Source organism: Roseivivax jejudonensis (genome assembly GCF_900172265.1).
In the GTDB taxonomy this organism is placed as follows: Bacteria; Pseudomonadota; Alphaproteobacteria; order Rhodobacterales; family Rhodobacteraceae; genus Roseivivax; species Roseivivax jejudonensis.
The window spans coordinates 253,826-268,773 of the sequence record NZ_FWFK01000003.1 but is presented as its reverse complement, the minus strand read 5'-3'; the positions used below and the strand labels follow the sequence as shown (position 1 = coordinate 268,773).

The 14,948-nt window shown below is 66.4% G+C and carries 15 protein-coding genes and 1 tRNA gene; 7 read left to right on the top strand and 9 right to left on the bottom strand.

What is annotated here, in order from left to right; genetic code table 11:
- Positions 1-80: 80 nt before the first annotated feature.
- Entirely contained in the window at positions 81-1,148 is a 1,068-nt protein-coding gene (gene recA, locus ROJ8625_RS09215) for a recombinase RecA (RefSeq protein ID WP_085791593.1), read from the bottom strand.
- Between the two features lie 191 nt (positions 1,149-1,339).
- Between recA and ROJ8625_RS09210 the strand changes: the two genes are divergently transcribed.
- Positions 1,340-1,954 carry a gamma-glutamyl kinase gene (locus ROJ8625_RS09210; RefSeq protein ID WP_085791592.1) on the top strand — a complete coding sequence of 205 codons (615 nt, stop codon included), beginning with the start codon at positions 1,340-1,342 and terminating at the stop codon, positions 1,952-1,954.
- Between the two features lie 252 nt (positions 1,955-2,206).
- Here ROJ8625_RS09210 and hmuQ read toward each other — a convergent pair whose 3' ends face one another.
- The 8 genes from hmuQ to ROJ8625_RS09170 form a co-directional block, all read right to left on the bottom strand.
- On the bottom strand, positions 2,207-2,524 hold the full coding sequence (gene hmuQ / locus ROJ8625_RS09205; protein WP_085791591.1) for a heme-degrading protein HmuQ: 318 nt from the start codon (positions 2,522-2,524) through the stop codon (positions 2,207-2,209).
- Between the two features lie 24 nt (positions 2,525-2,548).
- Positions 2,549-4,762, bottom strand: a complete 2,214-nt coding sequence (locus tag ROJ8625_RS09200) for an anthranilate synthase component I (protein ID WP_085791590.1) — start codon at positions 4,760-4,762, stop codon at positions 2,549-2,551.
- A gap of 123 nt (positions 4,763-4,885) precedes the next feature.
- Positions 4,886-5,599 carry a maleate cis-trans isomerase family protein gene (locus ROJ8625_RS09195; RefSeq protein ID WP_085791589.1) on the bottom strand — a complete coding sequence of 238 codons (714 nt, stop codon included), beginning with the start codon at positions 5,597-5,599 and terminating at the stop codon, positions 4,886-4,888.
- 5 nt (positions 5,600-5,604) lie between these two features.
- Positions 5,605-6,048, bottom strand: coding sequence for a universal stress protein (locus tag ROJ8625_RS09190; protein ID WP_085791588.1), 444 nt, complete (start codon positions 6,046-6,048; stop codon positions 5,605-5,607).
- Positions 6,049-6,058: 10 nt separating this feature from the next.
- Entirely contained in the window at positions 6,059-7,345 is a 1,287-nt protein-coding gene (locus ROJ8625_RS09185; protein ID WP_085791587.1) for a TRAP transporter large permease, read from the bottom strand.
- Between the two features lie 3 nt (positions 7,346-7,348).
- Positions 7,349-7,954: a TRAP transporter small permease gene (locus tag ROJ8625_RS09180; RefSeq protein WP_085791901.1), complete on the bottom strand. Its 606-nt coding sequence runs from the start codon at positions 7,952-7,954 to the stop codon at positions 7,349-7,351.
- A gap of 134 nt (positions 7,955-8,088) precedes the next feature.
- A complete protein-coding gene (locus tag ROJ8625_RS09175; protein ID WP_085791900.1) occupies positions 8,089-9,108 on the bottom strand; it encodes a TRAP transporter substrate-binding protein in 1,020 nt (339 codons plus the stop codon).
- Positions 9,109-9,714: 606 nt separating this feature from the next.
- Positions 9,715-9,804, bottom strand: a tRNA-Ser gene (locus ROJ8625_RS09170).
- Between the two features lie 179 nt (positions 9,805-9,983).
- Here ROJ8625_RS09170 and ROJ8625_RS09165 point away from each other — a divergent pair.
- From ROJ8625_RS09165 to proB, 6 genes are all read left to right on the top strand, one after another.
- Entirely contained in the window at positions 9,984-10,805 is an 822-nt protein-coding gene (locus ROJ8625_RS09165) for a DUF2059 domain-containing protein (RefSeq protein WP_085791586.1), read from the top strand.
- A 203-nt stretch (positions 10,806-11,008) separates the two neighbouring features.
- A complete protein-coding gene (locus tag ROJ8625_RS09160) occupies positions 11,009-11,686 on the top strand; it encodes a 50S ribosomal protein L21 (protein ID WP_085791585.1) in 678 nt (225 codons plus the stop codon).
- 15 nt (positions 11,687-11,701) lie between these two features.
- A complete protein-coding gene (gene rpmA / locus ROJ8625_RS09155; protein ID WP_085791584.1) occupies positions 11,702-11,971 on the top strand; it encodes a 50S ribosomal protein L27 in 270 nt (89 codons plus the stop codon).
- Positions 11,972-12,131: 160 nt separating this feature from the next.
- Positions 12,132-12,671: a GNAT family N-acetyltransferase gene (locus ROJ8625_RS09150; RefSeq protein WP_085791583.1), complete on the top strand. Its 540-nt coding sequence runs from the start codon at positions 12,132-12,134 to the stop codon at positions 12,669-12,671.
- Between the two features lie 125 nt (positions 12,672-12,796).
- Positions 12,797-13,840, top strand: coding sequence for a GTPase ObgE (gene obgE / locus ROJ8625_RS09145; RefSeq protein ID WP_085791582.1), 1,044 nt, complete (start codon positions 12,797-12,799; stop codon positions 13,838-13,840).
- A complete protein-coding gene (gene proB / locus ROJ8625_RS09140) occupies positions 13,828-14,934 on the top strand; it encodes a glutamate 5-kinase (protein WP_085791581.1) in 1,107 nt (368 codons plus the stop codon). Before obgE ends, proB begins: the two co-directional genes overlap by 13 nt.
- The last annotated feature ends 14 nt before the right edge of the window (positions 14,935-14,948 follow it).

Below are 14,948 nucleotides of genomic sequence, written 5' to 3'. Positions count from 1 at the left end.
GTTCCGTTTCGGTTCCGTCATACGAAAAGGGGCGCGCCGGTCTCACGGCGCGCCCCTGAAACGGGTGATGGTGCGGAGCGTCAGCCCTCGACGACCTCGCCGTCCTCTTCGGACATGTGAAAGTCGAGCCCGTGCGCGGCGCGGATCTTGTCCTCGATATCGTAGGCGATGGCGCTGTTTTCCTTGAGAAAGCCCTTCGCGTTCTCGCGGCCCTGGCCGATGCGCTCGTCGCCGTAGGAATACCAGGCGCCCGATTTCTCGACCACGCCCGCCTTCACGCCGAGATCGAGCAGTTCGCCGGTCTTCGAGATGCCCTCGCCGTACATGATGTCGAACTCGACCTGCTTGAACGGCGGCGCGACCTTGTTCTTCACGACCTTCACGCGGGTTGCGTTGCCGACGACCTCGTCGCGGTCCTTGATCGAGCCGATGCGCCGGATATCGAGTCGGACCGACGAGTAGAACTTGAGCGCGTTGCCACCGGTCGTGGTCTCGGGCGAGCCGAACATGACGCCGATCTTCATGCGGATCTGGTTGATGAAGATGACCATGCAGTTCGACCGGCTGATCGATCCGGTCAGCTTGCGCATCGCCTGGCTCATCAGCCGGGCCTGAACGCCGACATTCGAATCGCCCATGTCGCCTTCGAGCTCGGATTTCGGCGTGAGGGCCGCGACCGAGTCGACGACGACCATGCTGACCGCGCCGGAGCGCACCAGCGTGTCGGTGATCTCGAGCGCCTGTTCGCCGGTGTCGGGCTGCGAGATCAGCAGTTCGTCGAGATCGACACCGAGCTTCTTGGCGTATTGCGGGTCGAGCGCGTGTTCCGCGTCGACGAAGGCGCAGACGCCGCCTTTCTTCTGCTCCTCGGCCACGCAATGCAGCGTCAGCGTCGTCTTGCCAGAACTTTCCGGGCCGTAGATTTCCACGATGCGGCCCTTGGGGAGGCCGCCGATGCCGAGGGCGATGTCGAGCCCGAGCGAGCCCGTCGAAGTCGCCTCGATATCCTTGAACGGATTGTCGCCACCGAGCTTCATGATGGAGCCCTTGCCGAACTGCCGTTCGATCTGCGCCAGCGCCGAGTCCAGCGCCTTCTGCTTGTTCGCGTCGCGCTTCTGATCCATGTTCAGGAGGTCTGCCGTTGCCATGAGTTTCCGCCCTTATTTCATACGTGCCGTCGTACGGCAATCGCTGCTTTGTTCGCCTCTTGTTCCCCTGTTTATGGGGTCAAAAGGAGAACATATCAAGTCCGTTCTTTCGTGCCCCAGCATTTGGCAACATCGTTAAAGACCGGTTATCAGGGACCCGAAATACGCGGATCACGGGGGCGGGAAGGCGGATGCTGGTATTCTGGAAGGCGCGGCTGGTGCTGCTCGCGGTGCCGAAGACGGGCACGTCGGCCTATGCGGAGGCGCTCGCGCCGCACGCGGGCATGGTGGTGTCCGATCCACCGGAACTGAAGCATGCCCCGATCTACCGCTACAACCGGTTCTTCCGCCCGATGTTCGAGAAGATGGGCGCGGAGAACATGGACGTGGCGGCCGTCATCCGAGAGCCGGTCTCGTGGCTCGGATCCTGGTGGCGGTACAGGCAGAGGCCGTTTCTCGACGGCCGCGCGGTTTCGACCAAGGGCGTGACGTTCGATGCATTCGTGCGCGACTGGTGCGCCAAAAGCCGACCCGCCCATGCCAATGTCGGCGCCCAATCGAAATTCGTGGAGCCGCGGCCCAACGGTACGGCGGTCACGTACCTCTTTCGTTACGAGGAGCGCGAAGCACTCGACGCGTTCCTGTCGAACCGGCTGGGCGTCGATGTCGCACCCGGGCGCGCCAACGTCTCGCCTGCGGCGGCGCAGGAGATCTCGCGCGAGACCGAGGCCCTCCTGCGTCAGGTCGGCGCGGCGGAGTTCGCCTTGTGGGAGGGGATCGAAAGCGGAACGCGGGTCGCGGAGTGAGTGATCCGGCTTCACGTGAGCCGTTTCCGGCAACACATTGATCCCGAGTCGAAACGATCCCGAGTCGAAACTGACGGAGTCCGAGCGGAGCGGCGCGTCAGTTCGCCGCGACCGTCACGTCCAAAAGCGCTCGATTTCGGCAAAGCACGCTTGGGCTGTCCGCTTTCGCGCGATGCCTAGACGCGCCGGCGCCAAAAAACGATTCACATCATGCCCTTGGAGGCTGCGCCTCATCTATCGCGCGAAGGCGCGTCAGTCCTTCGCGATGTGCTGGATCGGTGCGAAGCCCTCGAAGGATGGCGCGCCCTCGTAGAGCGCCTTGGTCGTACCGGCATCCTTGTGCGCCGCACGAAAGGCCTCGGACTTCGTCCAGCCGAGGAAAGCCGCTTCGCTTTCCCACACCGTATGCGAGGCATAGAGAACCTTGCCGTCCGATTCCGGCCCCTTGAGCATGTGGAACTCGACGAAGCCCGGCACCTCCTTGAGGTGGCTGTCCCGGCCGAGCCACAGGTCTTCGAACGCCTGCGCATTCTCGATGGGCACAGTGAAGCGGTTCATGGCGATGTACATGGCCGTGTCTCCTCGTCGTCTTGATCAGCCGGTCGAGCGGCGGCGGGTGCTGTCCCGCGCCGGAACGAGATCCATCAGGTTGCGAACGAGGCGCATGCCCATGTCCGCCTTGGAGGTGATGATCGATTCCGGGTGAAACTGCACCGTGTGGATCGGCAACGCGCGGTGCGACAACCCCATGATGACCCCGTCGGATGCGTGCGCGGTGACCTCCAGCGCGTCGGGCACCGCGTCCGCCTGCGCATAGAGCGAGTGGTACCGCGCCACGTCGAAGTCCTGCGGCAGGCCCGAGAAAAGCCCCGTTCCCGTATGGCGGACCTGCGTCGGCACGCCGTGGCGTGGCTCGTTCAGAACGCCGAGTGTGCCGCCGAAATGCTCGGCCACGCCCTGCAGCCCGAGACAGACGCCGAAGACCGGCACGCCGAGCGCCACGGCCCTCTCGAGAGTCGCGGTCATGTCGAAATCGGAAGGTTTGCCGGGCCCGGGCGACAGCACGAGCAGATCGATGCTCTCGTCCAGCATCGACCGGGCGGGCGCCGCGCGGTAGGTGCGCAGCCGCGGCTCGAAGGTGCGGATATAGCTGCCGAGCGTGTTCACGAAGCTGTCCTCGTGATCGACCATCAGCACGTTGAGGCCGCGCTGCTCGTAGCCATCGGCGGCGCGTCGCGGCAGGGCCGGGGCCGCGGTCGCAACCGGTTCGGCATCGAGCGCCGCGAGAAAGGCCGAGGCCTTCACCCGGGTCTCGCGCTCTTCCGCGGCCGGATCGGAATAGTAGAGCGTCGTCGCGCCGGCGCGGACATGCGCAATACCGTCACGCACCTGCACCATGCGGATCGACAGCGCCGTGTTGAGCGACCCGTCGGCCATGAGCCCGCCGATGGACCCCGCGTACCAACGCCGGGGCGATTTCTCTTCGCGCTCGAGAAAGCGCACGGCCCACGTCTTGGGCGCACCGGTCACGGTCACGGCCCACATGTGCGAGATGAACGCGTCGAGCCCGTCATATCCCTCGGCCAGCGTGCCGACCACGTGATCCACTGTGTGAATGAGCCGCGAGTAGAACTCGATCTGCCGCCGGCCGCGCACCTCGATCGACCCGGGCACGCAGATCCGCGCCTTGTCGTTGCGGTCCACGTCGGTGCACATCGTCAACTCGGCCTCGTCCTTGGATGACGACAGAAGCTTCAGCACCTGGTCGGCGTCCTCGAGAGGATCGGCGCCGCGCGGGATCGTGCCGGAGATCGGGCAGGTCTCGACCGTTCGGCCCGTGGTGCGAACATACATCTCGGGCGAGGCGCCGATCAGGAACTCGCCGCCGTCGAGGTTCATGAGGAAGGCGAAGGGCGAGGGGTTCGTCTTCATCAGCCGGCGGAAGACGGCCGCGGGGCTCGACGACATCGGCTTGGAGAAGCATTGGCCGGGCACCGCCTCGAACAGGTTGCCCTGCAGAAACTCGGCCCGGGCGCGTTCGACCACCGCCTCGTACTCGCCGGGCGCATGGTCACAAGAGATGTCGTTCGAGCCAGCGCGCGCCGGCGCGAACGGGGCGGGCACATCGAGTCGAGGATGATCCTCGGATCGGTGGTCGTCGTAGAAGAAAGTGAAATCCACGACGACGCCGAGGTCGGAGCCCACGGCTGACTTGAAGAGCCGGTCGGGCACGAAGAGGACGACGTCGCGCTGGTCGTCGTCCCGCGGCATCCGCATCTCGATATCGTCGAAGCCGAAGATCAGGTCGTAGCCGAAGGCCCCGTAGAGGCCGAAATCGCCGAGCCCGGGATGCTGCACTGCCTGCCAAAGCGCCCGGATCGCGGTGAAGATCGACGGCTTTCGCGTGCGGTCTTCCTCGGCGATGACCGCGCCGTCGGGCAGGGGATCGACATGCGCCTCGATCCGCAGCGGCTCGGTCCGGTCGAGCGTGATGCCGTCGGCCGCGTCCAGGACATCCCGGAAGAACGCGAGAAGGCCGGCGCCGCGCTCCGAGAAAGCGCGGATCGCCAGCGTGCGGTCGCGCGCTTCGAGCATCAGCAGCGGGTTGGTGAAGCCGAAGTTCCAGATCGAGTAGCGCGACGGGTATTCGTAGTTCGATGCCAGTGCGAGGCCCATGACCTCGTCGAGCTCGCCGATGATGCGGTCGAACGCGCCGGTCTCGGCGACACCGGTCCGGGCCTCGACCGCCAGGCTCCGGCCGCCGGGGGCGGCGATCTCGACGGTTTCAAATCGGGTCTGATGGTCCATCGGGGTGTCGGTCTCCTGCGGGGCGCGCGGTCCGTCCGGGCCGTGTCCGGCGCGACCATATTCGTGCGCCGCGAACGATGTCCAGCAGCCGCCGTGCCGCAGCGCGGGTCCGGCCGCGCACGGTCACCACTTGCAGATCTGGAACAGCCGTCCGGGACCGGGCCGGTCGCCGGGGATCCGCGCGATATCGAGCGTGGCCCAGAACACCACCTGGTTCGAGCTGAGGACCGGCTTTCCGAGCCGCGCCTCGAGTTCGGCGATGAGCGGGACAGCCGGCAGTGCCGTGCAGGACAGGAACAGCGCGTCCGCCTCCGGATGGTCCGCAGCGGTCACGCCCTCGATGATCTCGCCCGGCATCAGCCGCGCCATGTCCCGATCGTCGCCGTAGCCCATCGCATGGCGCGACACGATATCGATGCCGTGCGCCTCGAGGTAGGTGGCGACGAGATCCGCAGTCTCGGGCAGGTACGGCGTCAGGAGACCGATGCGGGAGATGCCGAGCGTTGCGAGTGCGCGGAGAAGCCCTCCCACCGGCGTGACCAGCGGCGCGCGGCCGCCGATCTCGGCCTCGACGGCATCGCCGAGGACCGCCGCCGCGGAGGTGCAGCCGAAGATCATTCCGTCGAGGGGCACTCCCGGCACGATCAGGTCAGCCGCAGCCCGCAGCCGCGGCCCGGTGCGCCTCAGGCTCTCGGGCGTGGTCGGGTTCTCGAATGCGATCCGGGTGACATGGAGCTGCGTGCCCTCGGGCATCAGCCGCGCGGCGTCGCCCTCGATCGTGAGGTCCGTGGCGAGCGCGATCAGGCCGAACCGGCGCAGGTGGTCGGGCCGGACCATCGGTGTCACACCACGAGAACGGGCACGTCGCTTAGGCTCGTGACCTTGTGGCTGACCGATCCGAGCAGGTAACCCTCGGTCGACCCGAGCCCGCGCGATCCGATGACGATCAGGTCGCAGCCCTTTTCGCCGGCAAACGACACGATGGTGCGCGCGGAGGGGCCGTTCTTGATGAACGCGGAAACGCTTTCGACTCCGAGATCCTTCGCCCGCGTCTTGGCTTCCTCGGCGGCCTCGCGCGAGACCTCTCGCATGATGTCGTCGAGGTTCGCCGAGCCTTCGCCCGCACCGCGCACCATCGACAGCGACGCCTCGAGCATCGAATGGTGCCGGTAGCAGGTCAGCACAGTCAGGTCCGCGCCGGTGAGCTTGGCGAGCGCGGCCGCCTTTTCCAGTGCCGCGAACGCGCCGGTGGACCCGTCATAGGCCGCGAGGATGGATGCGAACATGACCGTGCTCCTATTCCGCGAAGGCGAGGTCGCGCAGGAACAGCGCGATCTGCGGGAAGAAGATCAGCAACACCGCCACGGTCACCAGCATCAGGATGAAGGGCGGGGTGCCGCGCACGACCTCGGCATACGGCCGCTTGAATACCGCGATGGCGGTAAAGATATCGCAACCAAATGGCGGCGTGGCGCTGCCGATCGCCACCTGCAGCGTGATGATCACGCCCACCAGCACCGGGTCGAGCCCGGCGCTTTCGACCACGGGCGCGAAGATCGGCACGAAGATGAGGATCACCACGATCGGGTCCACGAACATGCAGCCCACGAAGAACGCGATCGAGATCGTGAACAGGATCGCATAGGGGCCCATGTCGTCGATGCCGATCGCGCCCAGCACCTGCTGCGGGATCTGCGCGAAGCTGATGACATAGGAAAACGCGGCGCCCGCGCCCACGAGGATGAAGACCACCGCGGTGATCAGCCCGGTGGATTTCGCGGTCGCGTAGAGCTGGCTCACGGTCATCTCGCGGAACACGACCATCTCGAGGAGGAGCGCGTAGAGAACGCAGGCCGCCGCGGCCTCGGTCGGAGAGAAGATGCCGCCGTAGATGCCGCCGACGATGATGACCGGAAAACCCAGCGGCCAGAGCGCCCGGCGCATCGCGCTGCCGCGCTCGCCCCAACTCGACTTCGCCTCGACCGGCACGTTGTGACGCTGCGCGTAGATGTAGGAGTATATCGAGAACATGATCAGGATCAGGATCCCCGGCCCGATGCCGGCGATGAACAGCTCCGAGATCGACGTGCCGGAGACGACGCCGTAGATGATCATGCCGATCGAGGGCGGGATCAGGAACGCGATGTCCGAGGAGTTGACGATCAGCGCGAGCACGAAGTTGTCCTTGTAGCCCGCCTTCAGCATTCTCGGGCGCAGCGGTCCGCCGACCGCCACCACCGTTGCCTGGGTGGACCCCGAGACCGCCCCGAACAGCGTGCAGGCCGTCGCCGTCGACACCGCGAGACCGCCCTTGAGGTGCCCGACGAAGGCCATCACGAGGTCGATGAGCCGTCCGGCGGATTGTCCGCGCGTCATGATGTCGGCGGCGAAGATGAACATCGGCACGGCGATCAGGCTCGCAGGGCGGATGCCGGCGAGGATCTGCTGCACCATCGTGTCAAGCTGGCCCAGCCCGCCGAAAAGCGTGACGAACCCGATGAGCGAGCCCGCGATCAGCGGAATCATCATCGGGAAGCCCAGCAGAAGCAACAGGATCATGGTCCCGAAGATCGCGATGCTCATGGCTCAGACCTCCTCTTCGCGGGTGTCGTCGTAGCCTTCCATCGTCGAGGTGGAGAGCCAGATATTTTCGTGCACCACGTTCTTGATCGCGGTCAGCGTGTATTGCAGCCCGGTCAGGAAGAACCCGAGCGGCGCCCAGACGATGATCCACCAGACCGGGATCTGCATCGCCGGCAGGAGCCGCCCGCGCGACGCCTGGGTCTGGACGTACTCGATCGAATACCAGGTCAGCAGGAACATCGCCGCTGCGGTCACCACCGCGATCAGGATCATCAGGGGCTTGCGCGCCGGCGGCGGCATGGCGTCGAAGATCGCCGACATGCGGATGTGCCGGCCGTGCCGCGCGGCGTAGGAGATGCCTGCGAACGTGATCAGGATGATCAGCGCCTGATTCAGCTCCTCCGAGAAATAGAGCGAGTTGCCGAAGACGTATCTCCCGACAACGTTGGCGATGGTGTTCAAAGCCATCAGCAGAACGCCGATCGCGAGCAGGATCGCCTCGATCCGGGCGATGGCGACATCGACGACACCGAGGATGCCCGGAAGGCCCGAAACGTACCGGGAATCGTCGATGTCGTCATCGGCCGCCGGCACCTGCACCTCGGCCATCATGTGAGGGTCACGCTCGGCGCGACGGTCGTCGTCCGCTGACATGGCTGACGTCCTTTTTTTTTCGGGGGAGGGGCCGAAGATGCGGAGCGCCGGGCCGCGGTCACCGCGGCCCGGACGTCCCTTCATGTCGGTCAGCTGCCCGACGAGGAGGCCACGGCCTCGAGGTCTTCCTTCATCTGCTCGAGGATCGCCTCGGCCTGGTCGCCGCCGATCTCGAGGAACTCCTGTTCCACCTCGTCGGCGGTTTCCATGAAGGGCTGGCGCTCTTCTTCGCTCAGCGTGGTGATGGTGATCGAGGGCTTGGCTTCCTTGATCTTCTCCAGCGACTCCTCGGTCAGGCCTTCCTGGTAGTCGATGATGTGATCGAAGGCGACGTCGATCGCGTCCTGGATCATTGTCTGCTCTTCCTCGGGAAGACCCTCGAAGAAGTCCAGATTGGCCATGACAGCGGTGGTGAAGTTGTTGTGGCCGGTGCGCGTGATGTGCTCGGTCACCTCGTACATCTTCGTCGACTCGATGAAGAAGGCCGGGTTTTCCTGGCCCTGGATGATGCCGGTCTGCAGGCCGCCATACACTTCGCCCCACGGCAGCGGCGTCGGTGTCGCGCCGAAGGCCTGGTAGCTCTCGACGAGAAGCGGGTTGGTCATCACGCGGAACTTCACCTCGTTGAGGTCTTCAGGCGACGTGACCGGCTCCTGCGTGGTCATCATGACCTCGCCCTCGGGGAACATGGTCAGCAGCTTGAGCCCCTGTTCCTCGTAGAGCGGCGGGAACATCTCGTTGATCGCCTCGGACTCCTCGAAGAAGGTCGCCAGCTGTTCCTCGTCCTGCGGCAGCAGGTAGGGCACGAAGAAAACCTGTGCCTCGGGGATCAGCGCGCCGGTAAAGCCCGGTGACTGGTCGACGAACTGCAGGATGCCCGATTGGGCCTGCTCCATGATGTCGGCGGATTCCCCGAGCGTGCCGAACGGAAAGAGTTGCACGGTGTGGTCGGAATTGGCCTCGACCTCTTCCTTGAACTTCTGGGCAAAGATGCCCTGCACCTCGTCCATCGCCTCTTCGAAGGCGTAGCGCCACGTGTCCGCGCTCGCCGCGTTCGTCGCGGCCGCAAGCGCGAGGATGCTCGCCGCGAGGGTCTTGCGATGTGTCATGATCATGTCTCCCAGCCTTGAGCGACGCTCGGCATCTCTGCCGGCGCATGCTCTTTTCGTTTGGCGGGGCCGGACCCCGCACGGAGTGTCCCAAGCGTCCGGCGCGGACTGCACCAATGTCAACGTTTTGTTTCATTTCGCGCGGATCCGCCGGGCGCTCCCAGCGCCCGCGCCCGCGGAATGACCCGTCCAAGAGCCCCCGTCGCGGCTGAAGGACTGAGGTCGGCGGGGCGGAAAACGCCGCTGGGTTAGACGACAACGCTGAGTCCGCGAACCCGGGCATCGAGCGCGCAGCGCAGCGCCACCGCCGCCCGCAATGCTCCGGGCCCCTGTCAAGTTGCCCGGCCTCTTTCGCTTCGGCGTCGCCGTGCGCTCGCTTTCAGAGGGACTGTAAGAAAACAGAAACTTGCCGACCTGCCACGCAGCTGACCGACCCGGCCTGTCACACCTCGCCTCACCCGATAAGGCCGTGCGTGACATCGCGTACGCTCGAACGAAGCCCATCGCCACGATCGGTTTGCGTGTGTTGCTGGTTCGTTTTGGGAGCCGCGCAACGCCGCCTTGCTTCCTCGTGGAGGACAACGCCTTGGCGCGTGAAGGCAGGTTTGGCGGAGAGACAGGGATTCGAACCCTGGGACCCCGTGAAGGGTCAACGGTTTTCGAGACCGCCCCGTTCGACCACTCCGGCACCTCTCCGCGGGGGTCGTCGTGCGGCGGGGATGTAACGTGGCCGGCAGGGGCGCGCAACCCGCGAAATCGCGAAATCTTGCGCGGCGGCGTCGCATCGCAAGCCCCGGATTCCGTTGCCGGTGCTTGTTGCCGTGCGGCACGGGGTCTACTTCTCGGCCAACACCCTGATCCGGAGACGCCCCGCCATGTTCATTCGCTCCGCTATCGCCGTGGCCGTTGCCGCGCCCATCCTGTTCGCCGCGCCGGCAGCCCATGCGGCCCCGGTCGATGATCTTCTTGCGGCGCTGGGGATCCCGCGCGTGATCGAGATCATGCGCGAGGAGGGGCTCAACTACGCCGAAACGATGGGCGCCGACATGGGCTTTGCCGGTTCGGGGAGCGACTGGGCGAGCGTGGCCGGGCGGATCTACGACACCGACCGGATGGAAGAGAGCATGCGCGCGGGCTTTGCCGAGAGCCTCGGCGACCGCGATCTCGGGCCGCTGGTGTCGTTCTTCAACGAGGCGCCGGGCGATCGCATCGTCGAACTGGAGATCGAGGCGCGCGAGGCCATGGTCGCGCCCGAAGCCGAAGAGGCGGCCCGCGAGGCCTACCGCGCCCGCGCCGAGGAGGGCGGCGACCGGCTGGAGCAAATCGACCGGTTCGTTGCGGCTGGGGATCTCGTGGAGCAGAACGTGACCGGTGCGCTCAACGCGAGCCTCGCGTTCTACGAGGGTCTCGTCGACGGCGGCGCGCTCGAGATGTCCGAAGACGAGATCCTGCGCGATGTCTGGGCGCAGGAGGGCGAGACCCGCGCCGACACCGAGGAATGGCTCTATGCCTACCTGCTCCTCGCCTACGAGCCGCTGTCGGGTGACACGCTTGAAACCTACGTCGATTTCGGTGAATCCGAAGATGGCCGGGCGCTCAACCGGGCGCTGTTCGCAGGCTTCAACGACATGTACAACGACCTGTCCTACGCCATGGGCCTCGCGGCGGCGCGGCAGATGGCCGGAACCGAGCTCTGAGGCGCGATCGCCGCTTGACAGCAGCCCCGGGTCTGCGCATACACGCGCACTCGTGGACAGGGGGTGCGTGACGCAACGCGCCCCTGTCTCGTTTGACACAAACATTCGCCCCACGGGGGCGCGCTGTCCGAAGGCGGGGCCGAGCCCCGAAACACCCGAACCCGGGGGCCGCAGGACGCGGGAGACGACAAGGACGACACGCCATGTTCGCGGTGATGAAAACCGGCGGCAAGCAGTACACGGTTCGCTCGGGCGACACGCTCCGGGTTGAGAAGCTGGCCGCCGATGCCGGAGAGACGATCCAGTTCAACGACGTCCTGATGCTGGGCGGCGACGAGATGACCGTTGGCGCGCCTTTCGTGGCCGGCGCCGCTGTGCAGGCCGAAGTGGTCGCACAGGTTAAGGGTGACAAGGTCATCCACTTCGTGAAACGCCGGCGCAAGCACAGCTCGAAGCGCACGAAGGGCCACCGCCAGCAACTGACGACGATCCGGGTGACCGACATCCTGGCGTCGGGCGGTGACAAGACTGGCGTGAAGGCCGCGATCGGATCGGGCGCCGCGGGCACCGCAGGGCTCGGCGTTTCGGTGCACACCACGAACCGCGACGAGCAGTCCGACATGAAGGCGCGCGTCGCCGAAGACGAAGCCCCCGCCAAGCGCACCGCCGAGTCCGGTGTGGCCGAGGGCGCCGCGGACGATCTCAAGAAGCTGTCGGGCGTCGGCCCGGCGCTCGAAAAGAAGCTGCACGAGGCCGGCATCACGACCTTTGCGCAGATCGCGGCATGGACCGATGCGGATCTCGAGGCGCTCGACGACTCGATCCGCAACAAGGCGGAAAAAGAAGGCTGGGTCGCGCAGGCGGCCGACCTTCAGAAGTAACAGGAGACACGACCGATGGCACACAAGAAAGCAGGCGGTTCCTCTCGCAACGGACGCGACTCCGCCGGCCGCCGGCTGGGCGTGAAGCTCTACGGTGGTCAGTCGGCCATTCCGGGCAACATCATCGTCCGCCAGCGCGGCACGCGGTTCTGGCCGGGCCAGGGCGTCGGCATGGGCAAGGATCACACCATCTTCGCGACCGAAGAAGGCTCGGTGACGTTCCACAAGGGCCTCAAGGGACGCACCTTCATTTCGGTACTGCCCGTGACGGATGCCGCAGAATAACCGGACCGACGCGATTTGAGACACGCAAGGGCCGGTAATCGCCGGCCCTTCGCTTTTTCGGAGGGGGAGCGTCGGCGTGCCACGCGACTGTCATCTCGGACAGTTAGATGCGCGGACGACGAAATGTCGGGTCAGACACGAAATGTGGGAGGATTCGAGTATGAGCCTCGATGATGTGCGCTTCGATCGCTGGATCGCGGGAGACAAGCTCGACCTGCGCCCGCTGGCCGAAACCGACATCGCGTGGATCACTCGCTTTGCCGGCGATTGCCGGGTGGCGTGCATGACCACCTCGATCCCGCACCCGCTGCCGCCCGGCGCGGGAGAAACGTTTTACGCGCGCGCGCATGCGCCCGATCGAACCGAAGACGTGTGGGCGCTCGATGCCCGCCGGTTCGGGGGCGCACCGCTGGCCGGGGTCGTGTCGCTCGAGGACATGGGCGATGACCAGTCCGCCATCGGATACTGGGTCGCGCCGGAGGCGTGGAACACGGGTCTTGCGTCCGATGCCGTCGCGGCGCTGGTCAAGGCCAACCCGCTCGGCAACCGCACGATCTTCGGCTCCGTCTTTCAGGACAACCCGGCGTCCGCGCGGGTTCTTCTGAACGCGGGCTTCGAATATGTCGGCGATGCCGAGGCGATGTCCGTAGCGCGTGGCACAACCGTGCCGACATGGACGTACTTAAAGCGCCTCGGCTGAGAGCGGATCTGCAGATCGGACCGGTCCGTTTGCGGCCACTGCGCGCGGACAGGCAGAGACCGACGCTTGAGCCGCCGCCCGTTCCGCACTATCGGCGGGGCACCATCTGATCCGGGACGCATGCGATGAAATTCCTCGACCTTGCCAAGGTCTACATCCGATCCGGCGGCGGCGGAGCCGGCTCCGTGTCGTTCCGGCGCGAGAAGTACATCGAGTACGGCGGACCCGACGGCGGCGACGGCGGCAATGGCGGGTCGGTGTGGGCCGAAGCGGTCGACGGGCTGAACACCCTCATCGACTTTCGCTACCAGCAGCATTTCTTTGCGCGCTCCGGCCAGCACGGGATGGGGTCGCAAAAGACCGGCGCTACCGGTGACGACATCGTTCTGCGCGTGCCCGTGGGGACCGAGATCCTCGAGGAGGACGGCGAGACGCTGATCGCCGACCTGTCGACATTGGGCGAACGCGTGTGCCTCGCTCAGGGCGGCAACGGCGGATGGGGCAACCTGCGCTTCAAGTCGTCGACGAACCAGGCCCCGCGACGGGCGAATCCCGGTCAGCCCGGCGTCGAGCGCACGATCTGGCTCCGGCTCAAGCTCATCGCCGATGTCGGGCTCCTGGGCCTGCCGAACGCGGGCAAATCCACCTTTCTGGCGGCCACCTCCAACGCGCGGCCCAAGGTCGCCGACTATCCGTTCACCACGCTGCATCCCAATCTGGGCGTTGTCGGGGTGGACGACGTCGAGTTCGTTGTCGCCGACATTCCCGGTCTGATCGAAGGCGCCTCGGAGGGCCGTGGGCTGGGCGATCTCTTTCTCGGTCACGTGGAGCGGTGCGCGGCGCTGCTGCACCTCGTCGACGGCACGTCCGGCACATTGCTCGAGGATCACCGCACGATCCTGCAAGAGATCGAGGCCTATGGCGAAGGGCTTTCGGACAAGCCGCGGGTCACGGTGCTCAACAAGATCGATGCCCTCGACGACGAGGAGCGCGCGTTCCTCAAGGAGGAGCTCGAGGCGGTGGCCGGACCGGTCCACTTGATGTCGGGCGTGTCCGGCGAAGGCCTGACGGACGTCTTGCGCACCCTGCGCGACCTGATCGACGAAACCCGGCTTCGGCGTCGCGCCGAGGCGGACGGCGCGGACGAGGATACGCCGTGGCAGCCCTGAGCGACGCCGCGCGTCTGGTTGTCAAGATCGGCTCCGCCTTGCTTGTGGACCGGTCCAGCGGAGCGCTGCGCGCGGATTGGCTCGCGTCGATGGCGGCGGATGTGGCGCGGCTGCGGGCGCGGGGCACCGACGTGGTGCTCGTCTCCTCCGGCTCGATCGCCCTCGGGCGGGGCGTTCTGGGCCTCGGAGCGAGCGACCTGCCGCTCGAACAGAGTCAGGCCGCCGCGGCGGTCGGCCAGATCCGGCTCGCGCGTGCGTGGGAGGAGCACCTTGCCCCGCACGGCATAACCACCGCGCAGGTTCTCGTGACGCTTGAGGACAGCGCGGACCGTCGCCGCTACCTCAACTCTCGCGCGACGCTCGGCACGCTCCTGTCGCTTGGCGTCGTGCCGATCGTCAACGAGAACGACACCGTTGCGACGGACGAGATTCGCTACGGTGATAACGACAGGCTAGCGGCCCAGGTGGCGGTCACGGTGGGTGCCGATCAGCTCGTGCTGCTGTCCGACGTCGACGGCTTTTACTCCGCAAACCCCGTGGCGGACCCGGCGGCGCGTCGCTACGACCATATCGCGGAGATCACGCCGGAGATCGAGGCGATGGCCGGCGACGCGGGCTCCGGCCTGTCGAAAGGCGGCATGAAGACCAAGCTGATGGCCGCCAAAACCGCGACCTCCGCGGGCTGTGCCATGGCGATCACCGAAGGATCGCGCCTCAACCCCTTGGCTGCGCTCGAAGACGGCGCCCCGGCCACGTGGTTCACGCCGGGGCTCGACCCGCAGGCGGCGCGCAAGCGCTGGATCTCCGCGATGAAGCCGCGCGGCACGCTGGCCGTCGACGCGGGCGCGGCCAGTGCGCTCGGATCGGGCAAGTCACTCCTGCCGGCGGGGCTCGTCGGTGTCGACGGGCGCTTCGGCCGCGGGGATCCGGTGGCGATCCGGGACGTGACGGGCCGGGCGCTCGGCCAGGGCCTGGTCCGCTACACCTCCGACGAAGCGCGTGCCATCGCCGGCCGACGCTCTGACGAGATCGAAGAGGTTCTGGGCTATCCCGGCCGCGCCGTGTTAATACATCGCGACGACATGGCGGTCTAGTGCGGACCCTGTCG

What these genes read in the sequence shown, in the direction of transcription:
- recA (WP_085791593.1), bottom strand. Translation starts at nt 1,148, where the DNA reads ATGGCAACGGCAGACCTCCTGAACATGGATCAGAAGCGCGACGCGAAC.
- ROJ8625_RS09210 (WP_085791592.1), top strand. Translation starts at nt 1,340, where the DNA reads ATGCTGGTATTCTGGAAGGCGCGGCTGGTGCTGCTCGCGGTGCCGAAG.
- hmuQ (WP_085791591.1), bottom strand. Translation starts at nt 2,524, where the DNA reads ATGTACATCGCCATGAACCGCTTCACTGTGCCCATCGAGAATGCGCAG.
- ROJ8625_RS09200 (WP_085791590.1), bottom strand. Translation starts at nt 4,762, where the DNA reads ATGGACCATCAGACCCGATTTGAAACCGTCGAGATCGCCGCCCCCGGC.
- ROJ8625_RS09195 (WP_085791589.1), bottom strand. Translation starts at nt 5,599, where the DNA reads ATGGTCCGGCCCGACCACCTGCGCCGGTTCGGCCTGATCGCGCTCGCC.
- ROJ8625_RS09190 (WP_085791588.1), bottom strand. Translation starts at nt 6,048, where the DNA reads ATGTTCGCATCCATCCTCGCGGCCTATGACGGGTCCACCGGCGCGTTC.
- ROJ8625_RS09185 (WP_085791587.1), bottom strand. Translation starts at nt 7,345, where the DNA reads ATGAGCATCGCGATCTTCGGGACCATGATCCTGTTGCTTCTGCTGGGC.
- ROJ8625_RS09180 (WP_085791901.1), bottom strand. Translation starts at nt 7,954, where the DNA reads ATGGCCGAGGTGCAGGTGCCGGCGGCCGATGACGACATCGACGATTCC.
- ROJ8625_RS09175 (WP_085791900.1), bottom strand. Translation starts at nt 9,108, where the DNA reads ATGACACATCGCAAGACCCTCGCGGCGAGCATCCTCGCGCTTGCGGCC.
- ROJ8625_RS09165 (WP_085791586.1), top strand. Translation starts at nt 9,984, where the DNA reads ATGTTCATTCGCTCCGCTATCGCCGTGGCCGTTGCCGCGCCCATCCTG.
- ROJ8625_RS09160 (WP_085791585.1), top strand. Translation starts at nt 11,009, where the DNA reads ATGTTCGCGGTGATGAAAACCGGCGGCAAGCAGTACACGGTTCGCTCG.
- rpmA (WP_085791584.1), top strand. Translation starts at nt 11,702, where the DNA reads ATGGCACACAAGAAAGCAGGCGGTTCCTCTCGCAACGGACGCGACTCC.
- ROJ8625_RS09150 (WP_085791583.1), top strand. Translation starts at nt 12,132, where the DNA reads ATGAGCCTCGATGATGTGCGCTTCGATCGCTGGATCGCGGGAGACAAG.
- obgE (WP_085791582.1), top strand. Translation starts at nt 12,797, where the DNA reads ATGAAATTCCTCGACCTTGCCAAGGTCTACATCCGATCCGGCGGCGGC.